The organism is Vibrio sp. MA40-2 (assembly GCF_047302445.1).
Taxonomy (GTDB): Bacteria; Pseudomonadota; Gammaproteobacteria; order Enterobacterales; family Vibrionaceae; genus Vibrio.
The window spans coordinates 1,849,553-1,863,902 of record NZ_CP178628.1 but is presented as its reverse complement, the minus strand read 5'-3'; the positions used below and the strand labels follow the sequence as shown (position 1 = coordinate 1,863,902).

Below are 14,350 nucleotides of genomic sequence, written 5' to 3'. Positions count from 1 at the left end.
ATGACTCCTCAAACCAAAGGTGGATAAAGTTCATTCGACAGCTTGGATGCTATTTTTTTAGCAGCTTCTACTACATTTTTAGGAAATTTTCTGATAACTAGGTGCAATCTGTAACTTTCTAATAGCGCATCCATAATTCTGCTCCGAGCTTCTGGTTGATTCTTAAGAAGATTGGGAATTTCACTCTTATAATATTCGATGTGTCTAAGTATCAATGCTGCATTTTCTTCTGTCGCAATATATATAATATCTTTCCCATGCTTTATCTCCCCATCTAAGCCAATATCTTCTTCCGGTACGTATGAATATATTTCTTCATTACTGAGTAGACCAAGCACCTCTTTTACTTCTTCCACTTTAAAAACCTTCGATGTCTCTTTCATTTTGATGAGTTTCTGAGCATCTATTTCCATCAGTTCAGCCACTCTCACTGGTGCTGAATCGATAAAATCAAGTTTCTCTTTATCTGGAAGTCTATCCAAATAAACTTCCTGTTTTGTCTTCGCACTATGCGATGTCAGTCTCGCAATATCAATCAATGAAGAATTGAGGGTATAACCTGAAGCATCTATCGAAGCGTCGTCATTAATTATTGTCTCTTCAATAGGCCTTTTGCGTTCAGCAACTATTCTAGTATTCCCGATAGCCTCAGTATTTAGATAAATTGGCCTAAGCGCTTCTCTATTATCAAGACTCTTTCTTTTACTATCGCGGGATAACAGAATTTCATTTATGGCCCAAGCAAAAGGAAGCACATACTCTTCTGCACTTTCTTGCAAGTCGTCATCAATTTTATGCCGTAGCAACGAGTCTTTATCCGCTATTAAGCGGAATAGAGTTTGCTCATTTCCCGAATACAGCGCACCTCCAAGAATATTTGAGCGGAAGGTTGGACAAAATTTGTTTCTAACATCAATCGGTTTGGAATTGCTTCCCGCTCGACCTCTTAAATAACTGCTAGGCAGTCTAGCTTGAGACTCACGGACGGAGGTAAAATACGCCATGTATGCTTTATAAATTAATGGATTAGTGTCGTTAGATGCGTATTCAATTGTGCTAAACCTACGTTGTCCTCTTTTCTTCGCATAATCCAGTGAAAATTTTGTTATTTGGCTAACGGGATTTGTGCTAACTACACAATCATCAAGGGTTAGTGTTTCTATCCCTGAATGCTGAATCTTCTCAGATGCAAGTAAGTTGCACATAGCGATAATACTAGTCGTTGTAGGATACAACAGGTCAAATGGGGTAAATCGCTTAAACTGAAGTGAGATTCGATTTCCTGCAACTTGGCCAAGTTTTTTATCTAAGAACTGCTGATCATATGATTTGGAATGAAAATGGCTTCTTTGGCTAAAATCTATTATCTGCTGTTTAGATAACGTCTTTTGTTGAAGAGAAGAAATTGACCTAAAGAAGCTTTCTTTAACATATATGTCTTCTACTTCTTTAACCTCGTTTGCTAATTCTTCCAGTAGCGGTAGAGCGCTCAGATGACTTTCATGTTGATACACTCGTTTAATTTCAGCGAAATGACTAAAATTGAACATCGTCATAATTTCTTGAACGGTATTTTTGGATTGCAGCTTCTTTAGTATTTTCTTAATTCCTGTACTTTTAAGAACCGTTTCTTTTTGTCTCAGATCCTCTAAAATCAACCAAGCGGAGACATAACGTATAGAGTTTAGGAACTGTTTATCATTAAATGGGCAATGTTGACCAAAAATCTGAGACATTGGAGGTCTCTTCTTTGGTGCTCTCTTTTGAATTGTAAAATTTTTAGTTAGTCTTTTTATTGTTGCTTTATCATATTGTGTAATTGATTGAGTTAGCCTCTCTTCAATGTTCTTATTCAGCACTGCTATTATTTTTAAGCTTCGGTCACGAGCACCCATACCGTTACCTCTAATAATAGTTCTTCGTTCTGAGCACCACTTTGCGAACTGATTTAACATGGAACTTGGTATATCACTAAATTTTAGTAACAAAATACCACTATCTACTAAGAAACCATAAAAATATTCGGCAGTAGTAATAATAGTAGAGACGGTATCAGGAGATAGTCCGCGAATATGTCGTGATTTTTCGAAATAATCCTGAATAAGTTTAATTAGCGTATTCTGTGAATCATTCGGAATATTAACCGTTAATTCTGCGCTTGGATGATTTACATTAACTGTCAAATTCGTTTCCTCCATTTAAGCTTTTGGGAAATTTCACTCTAGACAATTTCATAGTATCTAAAATATCAAACCGATTGTTCTTTACAGCCTCGTAGCAAATATATATCTCAGTCGTCTCCTCAGTTGCATGACCCATCCATTGTGTTACAGCCCAACGCGGATTATATTTTGAGTCTACGTCATTACAAAAAGTAACGGCATTAGTGGCATAGGTGTGTCTCAATGAATGAAATCTTTTATTCTTAAGAGAAGTACGGTCACCTTCGTTCACTCTATTTTGGCTAAGATAGTTTTTTACTGAATTACTGAATACATCAGAACCATACTGCTCATCCACTAAGCGGTTACCATTTCCATCTTCAAAAATGTGATTTTTGCATTTATTACTAAGATGCCCATATACAAATTCGTAAAGGGAGGAGACTAATTCAGGATGCAATGGAAGCCTTCTAATTTTTGAACCTTTTCCCTTGATAGATATATGATTATCTCCAGATATTTTGGAATTCTTAGGAAGAATCGTCTTTAATCTGTTTATGGAAAAGTTATCCTTTAAGACAAGTTCATGCGTCCTTAAACCCGCGTAGTATCCTAGCTTTAATGCAAGTTCATCTCTAGCTCTTTTAAAAGAAGACTTTGCGGATATATTTGGGAGCAAAATTTCTTCGAAAACTTCTTTCTCGATATACTGCCGTCCAATTCTAGACATTGACTCATCGATTAACGTGAATTTATCGGGTAGCTTGTTGCGTGGAGACCATCTTATTTTGTAATGCATGTAGCCATGTTCATAAGCGAACTTAAAAAACTTATTGAGCGTGGCGGCATGGCGAATTACGCTTTGGGGCGAGAGATCTTTCCGCTGAAATAGGTTACCTATCAAATGTGCATCAAGGTCTGATTCCGAGGCTTCTCTATAATCAGAAGGGAAAGTGCTATCTATGTTTTTTATTGAATGAAGTTGCGAAAAAAACGCTATTAGATCTGAGGCACAACTTCTCTGAGTGGTCCTTTGTGGAACACCTGAGATTGCCATATCTAGAAGAAAATCACATGCCACCGCTACATACTGCTCATCATCATCAATAATTACATAGGAGTTTATGTAATAACCAGAGTACGGAATATTTTTGATTTCTCTTTTATACAATTTTAATTTATCAATGTTATGACTTTGTTTACATTGTAGTAGCAATGCATTAAATGTAAACAAACATGTTACAACTGTCATACCGTGATAAACGAAGCTGCAAGATATGAATTCAAAAACTAAATATCATAGCCCGGAATTTACCGCAGCGTTCAAAAAGCTAGAAGATATTGCGGAACAAGAATGTTTAGATACATTACCAGCCGATTTAAGAGACGAGTTTTCCGATTTAGTTATCCAAAAAAATGTCGATAATGAATACAAAAAAATCGTAAAAGCCGCTGATATTTTATCCGCGTACATCAAAACACTCAACGAATTGAGGTTCAACAATGATGAATTTCAACACGTAAAGGAAGGGCTTGATCCGCGTATTGAACAACTGGTTGAAACCATGCCAGAGGTAAAAGACTTTATGGATATCTTTTGTGATAGCTGTACGACCACTTTTGATAAAATATCTGGCTGATTAACCTGACGTCTAAATCAAGACGTCATTTATGCTAATGCCCATTAAATTGAGCTATTTAAGCGCATTGTTTGGCTAAAAACAGTTGCTCTTGTTCAAGCAAAAATGGCTGAGTGAAGCTTTCAATCCATTGATCAAGCTCCCAGCCATCAACACGCGGTTGGACGATAGCCAACTGAGAAAGCTGGTCTTGCTTTATCGTCGCCAATCGATGCTGTGATCCGGTCTCAACTGTGAGTAATTTTTCACTGTTGCCTATAAATTTTTGTTTCAATATCTGGGTAAGTTGATAAACCGATAACGCGGATTCAATTCTATATAAATAGCCACCAGCCACTTTCTGCCTTGACCAATAATCGCACTCATTGAAGTCCAATGGTTGTTTAGTAAGAAAAATGGCACAACTTTGATAGTGGCAAGCCGCAAGAGTAACGGGAGTGTGTTTAAACTCAGGTTGACCGGAAAAAGCATCGGTATGAGGGGCAATAAGATCACAAGGTTTACTGTTTTTTGCCGTTAGGTTATTCCAATGAATGGCGACAAACACTTGGTCACTTGAAACCTCATCACTAATTTCAACTCTGGCTTGGCACTCTCCTTGTGCGTTCATCACTTTGGCTATTTGTCCTTGCTCAATGGTAAAACGCTTGGCAATTGTTGGATGAATGAGCATAAACGGCTCCGGTTTATGTTCTGCCAACCGAGCTGACAACCCTGTACGAGTCATGGTATGCCAATGATCCCGACTACGGCCAGTATTGAGTAACAACGGGTATGTTTCACTGGTGTCACTTTTCGGTAAATGATGTTCAACCGCAACAAAGTTGGCGCGCTTGTTCGCGGTAAAGAATTGACCATCGGTAAACATACGTTGGTCAACAATGTCATTTTGTAATGAAGTAACTGGCCACTGTTGTGGCGACAATTGGCTATAGCCTTTATCATCTAATTGGGTTAATCCAATCAAGTTAAGATCTCGTTCACCGTTATGGTTATCTTGAGTTGTTAACTGAGCGTATTCTCGGAAAATTTCACCTTCGTGTCGATAATCAAACGCCTGTGCAAAACCCATTTTTTTAGCTACTTGGCTTATAATCCACCAGTCAGGTTTAGCTAACCCAGGACTCGGCATTAATCGACGCTGACGAGAAATACGTCGTTCAGAGTTGGTTACTGTACCCGATTTCTCGCTCCAACCTTGCGCAGGAAGAACCATATCGGCAAAGCGCGTTGTTTCAGTATCGGCAATACAATCAGACACCACAACAAAGGGACAGTCCCGCAATGCGGATTTAATTTTTTCACTATCCGGTAAACTGACAACTGGGTTAGTCGCCATGATCCAAATAGCTTTTATTTTTCCGTCTTTAAGCGCATCAAACATATCAATTGCTTTAAGGCCGGGTTTAGTTGACAAGTTATCAGATTGCCAAAAACGTTTAATCGATTCTATATGGTTGGGATTATCAAACTCCATGTGCGCCGCCAATGTGTTGGCTAATGCACCGACCTCACGTCCACCCATCGCATTAGGTTGCCCTGTCACTGAAAATGGACCACTACCAACTTTTCCTATTTTGCCTGTTGCAAGGTGACAATTTACAATTGCATTAACTTTATCGGAGCCTGAGGTCGATTGGTTTACACCTTGAGAATAAATGGTCAGCACTTTTTCGCTATTGGCAAAACCTTGATAAAAAGAGGTTAACTGCTGTGAGGTTAAACCCGTGGTTGCTTCAATATTTGTTTCAGATTGAGCCGATATCATCGCTTGCTCAAACCCATTGGTATGCTCATTTATAAACGCTTTATCGACACAATCTTCTGTCACTAAATAGTTAAGTAGGCCATTAAATAGTGCCACGTCTGCTCCAGATTTAATCGCTAAATGCTCATCCGCAATAGAACAGGTATCTGTCTGGCGTGGATCAATAACCACAATTTGTAACTTACTGTTTTTTTGTTGGGCCAGACGCAAGCGTTGGAAAAGTACAGGATGGCACCACGCTAGATTGGAGCCAACGAGAATCACCAAATCCGCTTCATCAAGATCTTGATAACAAACCGGAACCGTATCGGCACCAAAAGCTCGCTTATGTCCAACAACAGAAGACGCCATACAAAGCCGTGAATTACTGTCTATATTACTACTACCTATAAATCCTTTAATCAGTTTATTGGCAACATAGTAATCTTCTGTCAACAGTTGACCGGATACATAAAATGCAACTGAATCAGGTCCATAACGCTCTATAGTTTCAGAAAACTTACTGGCGACTATCGAGGTCGCTTCATCCCAATCGATATTCCTATCAGGTGGCGTCATGTATTCCACGCAGGTATTGCTGTTTTTTTCAAAGGTCTTATCAATTGGAGCAAGCAATCTGCCATCATGAATAACGGTATCACCAAGAGCAATACCTTTAGTGCATAACTTTCCATAGTTAGATGGATGGCTTTTATCGCCACGAATTTCTAATTCACCACACGATTTAGCCCTAGCTTCAACGCCGCAACCAACGCCACAATAGGCACAAGTCGTTTTAATCCATCCATCATTAACAATAGTCACAAAAGCACCCTCAACCACAAAGAACAGTCATATTATTAGGTTATGTAGCAACATATGAACCAACTATCCAAATATAACAAACGACAAATTTAAACACTTAAAATACAATAACTTAAAATACAATATACCCCTAAAGTGGTAGACATAATTGCCACATTAATACCAACTTTAACCACTGTTTTGCACCTTAAACAACACAAATGCACCATAAAGATTCATTTATAAACAAAAACACTTAATCTCATACATTTTCATCCCGTTCCTCTCTCGGCCAAAAATACAAATAACTGTTTGTTATTTAACAAATAAAAATAATTCTTAACAAAAAATGTACATTTAGGCACTCATATTGCAGTGAGCTAGATACAAGATTCTCTATACCAGATGAATTTAGTGAGGGAGTAAGGTTATGGATAGGCATTGCAACAAGGTCGGTATAGTTACCTTAGTAGGAGCGGGTCCCGGTGACCCTGACTTATTAACAGTAAAAGCAGCCAAAGCAATTGAACAAGCAGAGTTGATAATATTCGACAATTTGGTTAGCCAAGAAATCCGAGCCACCTTCCCTGCCCATGCTGACACCCTTTATGTAGGAAAAGCTAAAGGCCACCATAGTGCGACACAAGATGATATCAACCAACAGTTAGTAGATTACGCACTGCAAGGTAAAAACGTTTGTCGAATTAAAGGTGGTGATTCATTTGTATTCGGTCGTGGCGGTGAAGAGATGCTGTTGCTAGCGAAAAAAGGCATCCATGTTGATGTTATTCCAGGCATAACCGCCGCATCCGGTTGCACGACCTACGCTCAAATCCCATTAACTCATCGCGGGTTAGCTCAAGGTTGCACTTTTATCACTGCTCACGCAGATAAAAAACTCGATTTAAATTGGTCTGCTTTAGCCAACCTTAACCAAACCTTGGTTATCTACATGGGGTTAAGTAAGTGCCAAATGATAAGTGACAAGCTCATTCAAGGAGGAATGGTAAGCAACACTCCAGTGGCATTTATTGAAAATGGCTCGACACCTCAACAACGGATTTTTATAGGTGAATTAAACGAACTAGAACAAATTAAACAACTCAACCAAATCCAGTCACCCGCGTTGATTGTGGTTGGGAAGGTAGTGTCGGTAGCAAAACAGATGCAATGGTTAACACAGTTAGCGGATCGCTCTAGTAATGCCAACAATAGCAGCAATAACAAACAGGGTTTGAAACTGTCGGCGTAAAAACCGTGGTGACTACTGAACAAATTTTAAGCAAGGATCTATTATGAGTAAGCAAAAAATTATCGTTGTCGGCAATGGAATGGTTGGCCACAAATTTATCGATAACCTCATTCAATCGGAACACAAAGACATTGAGATTATTACTTTTTCAGAAGAGTCTCGTCTTGCCTATGATCGTGTTCAACTCACTTCTTATTTCACCGGCAAAACTGCTGACGATTTGGCAATGGCCGATCAAGCTTACTACACTCAAAATGGCATCAAATACATCTTGAATGAGAAAGTAACTCAACTCAATACCGCTGAAAAGCAAGTCGTTACTGCCAGTGGACGAATAGAGACTTACGATAAACTTATCCTTGCTACTGGCTCCTACCCTTTTGTTCCACCTATTCCTGGCAATGATCAAGAGCACTGTTTTGTCTATCGTACTATCGATGATTTAGATGCCATAGAGCAATCTAGCCTGCAAAGTAAAAGTGGCGTAGTGATTGGTGGCGGTCTACTTGGACTAGAAGCCGCTAATGCGATTAAGAATCTCGGTTTAGAAACTCATGTTGTTGAATTTGCTCCTAGATTAATGGCAGTTCAACTCGATGATGGCGGCGGCGCACTGCTTCGCCGAAAAATAGAAGACATGGGTGTCACGGTACATACCGAAAAAGCGACAACCGAAATTGTTGCAGGTGAAACCGCGCGCTATCGGATGAATTTTGCAGACGGAACACACGTTGAAACCGATATGATCGTATTTTCTGCCGGTATCCGTCCTCAAGATGAATTAGCAAGAGAATCGGATATCGAACTAGGTGAACGCGGTGGCATTCAGATCAATAATTACTGCCAAACCAATCTAGAGGATGTGTATGCCATTGGCGAATGTGCACTATGGCAAAATCAAATTTTCGGTTTAGTCGCACCTGGATATCAAATGGCTAAGATCGCTGCGAAACATATCTTAGCTGATGATGACAAGCCGGCTGAATTTCTTGGTGCAGATATGAGTACAAAACTCAAATTACTCGGCGTAGATGTGGCCAGTATTGGGGAGGTTCATGGTAGAACTCAAGGCGCACAATCTTTTACTTACAATGACGAAATCGACCAAGTATATAAACGTTTAATTATCTCTGAAGATGGCACTAAAATCGTTGGTGCAGTATTGGTCGGTGATGCCGATGCCTATGGCACTTTATTACAAATGAAGCAAAACGATATGCCTTTGCCATCTAATCCATCGGTGCTAATTTTACCAACGGTTGCCGATGACGAATCTTCAGCCATGGGAGTGGATGCCCTGCCTGATAGTGCCGTTATTTGCTCGTGTTTCGATGTTACCAAAGGCGACATCAAACAAGCGGTAGCGTCTGGTTGTACTTCGATGGCACAAATAAAAGAAACCACTAATGCTTCTACCGGGTGTGGTGGCTGTGCTGCACTGACTAAACAAGTTCTAGACAGTGAATTGTTGCAGTTAGGGGTAGAAGTGAATAGCGACATATGTGAGCACTTTGCTTACTCACGTCAAGAGCTAAGCGATATCATCCGAGTCAATAAAATACAAACTTTTGACCAATTACTCTCACAATATGGCAGCGGATTAGGCTGTGCTACTTGTAAACCTGCTGTAGGCTCAATACTGGCTTCTTTCTGGAATGATTATGTTTTGCAAGATGAGCATATGGAATTACAAGACACCAATGATATCTTTTTAGGTAACATGCAAAAAGATGGAACTTACTCTGTGGTTCCACGGATCGCCGGAGGCGAGATAACCCCAGATAAGCTGATTGTAATTGGAGAAGTCGCTAAAGAATTTGACCTATACACCAAAGTAACAGGAGGCCAGCGTATAGATTTATTTGGTGCACAGCTTAATGACTTGCCAACTATCTGGGGCAAACTAATTGATGCTGGTTTTGAAACCGGACACGCTTATGGTAAATCACTACGAACCGTAAAATCATGTGTCGGCAGTACGTGGTGCCGCTATGGTGTGAAAGACAGTGTTGGGTTCGCTATTGACTTAGAAAATCGCTACAAAGGGGTTCGAACCCCACATAAAATCAAGTTTGGTGTTTCCGGTTGCACTCGTGAATGCGCCGAAGCGCAATCAAAGGATTTTGGTGTCATTGCCACCGAAAACGGCTGGAATCTTTATGTTTGTGGGAATGGTGGCATGCGTCCACGCCATGCAGATTTATTCGCGACTGATCTTGATGATAAAACGCTTATTCAATATGTCGATCGAATCATGATGTTTTATATCCGCACAGCAGATCGCCTACAACGAACATCCGTCTGGCTAGAAAACTTAGAAGGTGGTCTCGACTACTTAAAACAAGTTGTCATTGAAGACAAACTCGCCGTATGTGCAGAGCTTGAAAAAGATATGAATGACAATATAGAAAAATACCAATGCGAATGGAAAACCACCTTATCGTCACCAGAAAAACTCAAGCGATTTAGTCATTTTATTAATAGTGATGAACGAGACGACAACCTTGAATTTGTTTCACTTCGTGAACAGCGATTCCCTAAACCAAGCGTTGAACAACGCATAGCAGTACTCGAAATTGAATAGCCACAACTGAACTAACGATACTCGAATAATTAACAATATAAAGGATTAGATTATGAGTAACTGGACAACAATTTGTAAACAACAAGATTTAGCGCCAAACGTAGGCTGTTGTGCGTTAGTCAATCAAGAGCATGTGGCTATTTTTAATTGCAAACGCACTCAAGCAATATACGCTATATCCAATTATGACCCGATAGGAAAAGCTTCAATTCTATCTCGAGGCATCATTGGTTCAATTGAGGGTGAACCCTACGTGGCGTCACCACTTTATAAACAACATTTTAATCTGCAAACGGGGCAATGTTTAGAACAGCCAGAATATCAGCTAAAAACTTATGCGGTAAGAGTGGTAGACAATCAAATACAGATTCAAGCACCCGATAGCATTCCAACTTAGCCTTACTACGACCTATTCCCGTATCAGTTGTAAACCAAGAGTCAAAAAAAAAGCAAAGCGTCAATCATCATTCATCGCCCCCCGATAACCGATGATCCGCTTTGCCAATTTGTATCTACATGCAATTACCTTATATTGTTGTTTAAATAGTTAAGGCGACGACATGATGCTGTATTTCTCACAAGGTTTCTTAGATGTCTTTCATGTTTTTGCACACTTAGCATACTTTACTCACTCATAAATTTTTCTTTAACCACTCAAAAAATCAGCTTTCAGCATACATACCTTGCTTATCTCAGTTTATTTTTTACTGACCGTTAAGTTTCAACGCCATGAACGTTACGCTGTTATAATCGCCATTTTGTTTGTCGACAGCAAAATCCCCTGTTCCTGCGCAACCCGTTCCCCAGATTGCGTGTTTATCACTGACACTACATTGTCCGTAAGCACCCGCTTTATAATAAAAATCATCTTGAGCGTAACCTTGGGCATTGTCTTTACCATCAATACCTTTACTCAAATCTATATCATAAGTGACCGTTTTATGGCGAGCTGTTTCAAAAGTTAAGTGCATGATAGTACCTTTCACTTCAACCTTATAACTGAACTCTTCACCTAAAGCGATTCCTGCTTCACCCGGTGCTTGTTGGTTTTCCCACGTATTACCCCATACTGGATAAGCGATATCCATACGATTAGAATCATTTTTCTCTAGATTACGCTCGTAATTCCAGAACACCGAGCCATATTCATGATCAGGAAATTTTTTGAAGAAAATTTTCAAAGGTTCATTACCATGACCAAAACCAGTTTTTGCTTTAATTAATTCATCGTGCTTTTTGGCATGAATTTGACCAACGACAACAGAGTGTGCAGGCGGCCTTTCTGGGAATTTTGCATGTTCAGAAACATGATTAACTTTCAAGGTCGCTTCTAAAGTGCCACCAACCGCACTGTAACTGTCTGCATCTACATGACTCGAAAGCGCCCACTGGTTGAGCTTATCTGAAGTATCTATATGAAATTTCGCACCGCGAGGCATTTGACGCAGTTCTGAACGCGCATTCTTTGAGTTCTTAGTGGTAATAGCTTGGTTCTGCACTTCAAAAACTAGATGACCGTTTTTGTCTAAGAAGAAAAAATCTGAGTGGGAATAACTCATCATCGCCACCCCTTCTATTTCATCAACTCTCCCATCTTGGTTGATATCGGATGGAATAGTAATTTTCCAATTACGCATATCAAATTTGTCCGCAGGTACCGGATAAGGAACCCCATTATTCTCTACATCCGCCAATGTTAGTGTCGGAAGCGTTAATAAAATTGACCCAGCGGCAACAAGTATTTTGTTCATTTCTCATCCTCGTATCATAATTGTCATATAATAGTAATTAAAGGGAAAACAAAGAAAAACTGATGTGACAGATAATGCTTGTTTGATCACACAGTAAAAATAAGAATTCAGACCAAGATCAAATAATTAATTATCATACATAATAACGAGTCGATTCATTTAGCAACGCGGGTAGATAAACTACAAGGTTAAAATAAAATACCTGCCTTTATTTCGACAGGTACTTTACAATAACTTAACGTCTTAACTTTCGATGTTCTCACCGCTTATGGCGACGTTGCAAGCGTCGGACTTAAGTCGCTAACCATTAATCAACGTATTGACTATGGGATGTCTTAATTTTATAAAACGTTGCTTGCACGTAATCATCTGGATCACCAGTGATGTTTTGATTATATACACCTGCTTTAAAGTACATATATTTTCCACCTACATCATAACCACTTTCACTCATATCAATAACTTGTACTGCATCAGGCTTACCTTCTCTAGTCACCGTAACCGTCATCGTATTTGCTACAACTTCAATTCGATACGAAAATACTTCTCCTAAAGCGACTCCATCAGTGTCGATTTCTCCTGTCATACCTCCAACTAACTCATAATAATTATCCGTTCCCTTTGAGGTATTTTCGTGAGCAAAATAAACGGTCCCTGTATCTCGATTTGGTAGCTTGCGGTAATAAAGACGTATTGGTTCGTCATCTTGATCATGAATTTGACCAATAATGAAACGACCAACTTGCCCTAGTTCACCTGTTGTAGTGGTATGGTCAATTTTCAATGTCGCTTCTAAAACTCCATCAATAGCACCAGCCGATTTTTGATCTTCAATTGGAGCAGAACTAAATACCCAGTTGTTTTTATTCACCCCTTTTGTTGAGATTGATTTATCACCGGCACGGAGCATTTCACGCATTTCTGTGCGAGCATATTTGGTATTTTTAGAAGTACGAACCCCTTTAATATAAGTTTTGAACACTAAACCGCCGTCATCAGCAGTATAAAAAACTTCAGGGTGTTCATAACCGTTAGCTAAATTCCACTCTTGTACATTATCTGGTTTACCATTTTTGTCATGATCAAACGGTTGAGATAAATACCATGTGGTTAAATCAAAATTTTCGCTTGGTTTATTACCGGCAAGAGGAATGGCAGGAATAACGGGCTTTTTCAATGGCACATCCCAATCGCAACTAGAGTCACAAGGCAGTGCGACTTTTACCCCAAAGTTACCTGAACGCAACGCTTCTATCTGTTGTTGTTTAGACTTGTCACCGACTTTAGTCGCTTTATTGGTTGCCGCTAGTTCTGCCTTAATCACTTCATCGGTAATAATATGCTGACTAGGACAACTATTAATTTCGCAGTTTAGAGCGGCAAACTCAGTAACACTAGACCAAGCATTCTTGGTATTTCCTTGACCAACGTAACGAACATAACGAGCATCAACTGAATCAAATGAGAAGCGTTCATAACCGTTCACACCACCCGAACTACTTGCTCCTGCAATAACCGTTTGCCATTGCGCTCCATCCTTGCTCACTTGGATGTCGAAATGAGATTGACGTTCATTGCCTTTATGAAAGGCTAAACGAACCGCATCAAATTGATGCACATTACCATAATCATACATAGCCCATTCATTAAGGCCATTTGCAGACCAACGTGTTTTGATATTGTGATCAAATAATCGTTCTGGGCCATTGCCATCATGCGAACTAGACGCAATATTGACAGGTACAAGAATTTCCTCTCGAGGTAGTTCTTGGTTAGAACAGTAATCCGTTTGACAATTAACACCAATGAACTCTGTTACGCTATTCCAATCACTTTCACTATTTCCTAACCCTACGTACCTAATGTAACGTGCCGACACTTCGGTAAAATCAAAGCGCTCAAGACTTGAAACCTTACCAGTACTCTGAACATCAGTGAGTACTTTAGTCCAATTTTTCGCATCTTTACTGACTTCGATACTAAATTTAGTTCGGCGTTGATCACCTTTATGAAAAGCAAGTTTCACTGCATTGAAAGTGATATCTTGACCATAATCAAACACCATGGTCTCACCCTGGCCATTGGCAGACCAACGCGTTTTAAGATCACCATCAAGCACTTGTGTCGCTCGGTTTCCGTCATGGCTTGAACTTATAACCTGGATTGGCCTAGGAGTATTAATAACCTGGCTATCTCCATTTGTTACACAGCCTGATAGAACAAATAGTACTGAGCTAGTTAATAAGACTTTTTGTTTCATTTTAGTTTCCTTTTTATTTTACGAGATCAGCTTCAATAACAAGGAGCAAGATTGGAAAAATTGTCCAATCAGTCACTCCTGGGCTAAAAACATATATTGATCAACAAATAGTTTATAATCTTGTATTACAAATTATATAAAAATATAACA

9 protein-coding genes are annotated in these 14,350 nt (G+C 39.4%); 4 read left to right on the top strand and 5 right to left on the bottom strand.

Annotated features, from left to right (window positions below; translation table 11 throughout):
* Nucleotides 1-8: 8 nt before the first annotated feature.
* On the bottom strand, nucleotides 9-2,183 hold the full coding sequence (locus ACLKML_RS16105) for a hypothetical protein (protein ID WP_413284043.1): 2,175 nt from the start codon (nucleotides 2,181-2,183) through the stop codon (nucleotides 9-11).
* On the bottom strand, nucleotides 2,173-3,333 hold the full coding sequence (locus ACLKML_RS16100) for a tyrosine-type recombinase/integrase (RefSeq protein WP_413284042.1): 1,161 nt from the start codon (nucleotides 3,331-3,333) through the stop codon (nucleotides 2,173-2,175). The genes ACLKML_RS16105 and ACLKML_RS16100 overlap by 11 nt, the downstream gene beginning before the upstream one ends.
* 106 nt (nucleotides 3,334-3,439) lie before the next feature.
* On the opposite strand from ACLKML_RS16100, the gene yfbR reads away from it, so the two are divergent.
* Entirely contained in the window at nucleotides 3,440-3,802 is a 363-nt protein-coding gene (gene yfbR / locus ACLKML_RS16095) for a 5'-deoxynucleotidase (protein WP_413284041.1), read from the top strand.
* Nucleotides 3,803-3,860: 58 nt separating this feature from the next.
* On the opposite strand, the gene ACLKML_RS16090 is transcribed toward yfbR, so the two are convergent.
* Entirely contained in the window at nucleotides 3,861-6,374 is a 2,514-nt protein-coding gene (locus ACLKML_RS16090) for a molybdopterin oxidoreductase family protein (RefSeq protein WP_413284040.1), read from the bottom strand.
* Between the two features lie 409 nt (nucleotides 6,375-6,783).
* Between ACLKML_RS16090 and cobA the strand changes: the two genes are divergently transcribed.
* The 3 genes from cobA to nirD are packed head-to-tail and all read left to right on the top strand — an operon-like array spanning nucleotide 6,784 to nucleotide 10,586.
* Entirely contained in the window at nucleotides 6,784-7,605 is an 822-nt protein-coding gene (gene cobA / locus ACLKML_RS16085) for a uroporphyrinogen-III C-methyltransferase (RefSeq protein WP_317716354.1), read from the top strand.
* Between the two features lie 43 nt (nucleotides 7,606-7,648).
* Entirely contained in the window at nucleotides 7,649-10,189 is a 2,541-nt protein-coding gene (nirB, locus tag ACLKML_RS16080) for a nitrite reductase large subunit NirB (protein WP_413284039.1), read from the top strand.
* 52 nt (nucleotides 10,190-10,241) lie between these two features.
* Complete coding sequence (nirD, locus tag ACLKML_RS16075; RefSeq protein ID WP_413284038.1) at nucleotides 10,242-10,586, top strand: nitrite reductase small subunit NirD; 345 nt, start codon at nucleotides 10,242-10,244, stop codon at nucleotides 10,584-10,586.
* A gap of 307 nt (nucleotides 10,587-10,893) precedes the next feature.
* Here the strand turns inward: nirD and ACLKML_RS16070 are convergent, their stop codons facing one another.
* On the bottom strand, nucleotides 10,894-11,940 hold the full coding sequence (locus tag ACLKML_RS16070; RefSeq protein WP_413284037.1) for a polysaccharide lyase family 7 protein: 1,047 nt from the start codon (nucleotides 11,938-11,940) through the stop codon (nucleotides 10,894-10,896).
* 307 nt (nucleotides 11,941-12,247) lie between these two features.
* Nucleotides 12,248-14,200 carry a polysaccharide lyase family 7 protein gene (locus tag ACLKML_RS16065; RefSeq protein ID WP_413284036.1) on the bottom strand — a complete coding sequence of 651 codons (1,953 nt, stop codon included), beginning with the start codon at nucleotides 14,198-14,200 and terminating at the stop codon, nucleotides 12,248-12,250.
* Nucleotides 14,201-14,350: the final 150 nt, after the last annotated feature.

Coding starts and splice junctions, on each gene's coding strand:
- yfbR (WP_413284041.1), top strand. CDS start 3,440: ATGAATTCAAAAACTAAATATCATAGCCCGGAATTTACCGCAGCGTTC.
- cobA (WP_317716354.1), top strand. CDS start 6,784: ATGGATAGGCATTGCAACAAGGTCGGTATAGTTACCTTAGTAGGAGCG.
- nirB (WP_413284039.1), top strand. CDS start 7,649: ATGAGTAAGCAAAAAATTATCGTTGTCGGCAATGGAATGGTTGGCCAC.
- nirD (WP_413284038.1), top strand. CDS start 10,242: ATGAGTAACTGGACAACAATTTGTAAACAACAAGATTTAGCGCCAAAC.
- ACLKML_RS16070 (WP_413284037.1), bottom strand. CDS start 11,940: ATGAACAAAATACTTGTTGCCGCTGGGTCAATTTTATTAACGCTTCCG.
- ACLKML_RS16065 (WP_413284036.1), bottom strand. CDS start 14,200: ATGAAACAAAAAGTCTTATTAACTAGCTCAGTACTATTTGTTCTATCA.